The organism is Microvirga pakistanensis (assembly GCF_004458765.1).
Taxonomy (GTDB): Bacteria; Pseudomonadota; Alphaproteobacteria; order Rhizobiales; family Beijerinckiaceae; genus Microvirga; species Microvirga pakistanensis.
The window spans coordinates 1-259 of sequence record NZ_SPJX01000382.1 but is presented as its reverse complement, the minus strand read 5'-3'; the positions used below and the strand labels follow the sequence as shown (position 1 = coordinate 259).

The window sequence follows — 259 nt, the reverse complement described above, 5'->3', positions numbered from 1 at the left end:
GGCATTGGGCTCGCCGTTGCGGCTGACGCCCATGTCGCCGGTGGCCACCCCCACCACCCGGCCGTCCTCGACCAGCACCTCGGAAGCCGGGAAGCCCGGATAGATCTCCACCCCCAGCTCCTCCGCCTTGCGGCCGAGATAGCGGGCGAGGTTGCCCAGCGAGCCCACGAAGTTGCCGTGGTTGTTCATGAGCTTGGGCATGAACACGTTGGGCAGGCGCACGCCGCCGGCATGGCCCAGATACATGAACTCGTCGGCG

At 68.3% G+C, this 259-nt stretch carries 1 pseudogene; it reads right to left on the bottom strand.

Annotation, left to right across the window (positions count from 1 at the left end):
- Window positions 1–259, bottom strand: a pseudogene (locus E4K09_RS18670) (electron transfer flavoprotein-ubiquinone oxidoreductase); the annotation flags it as partial.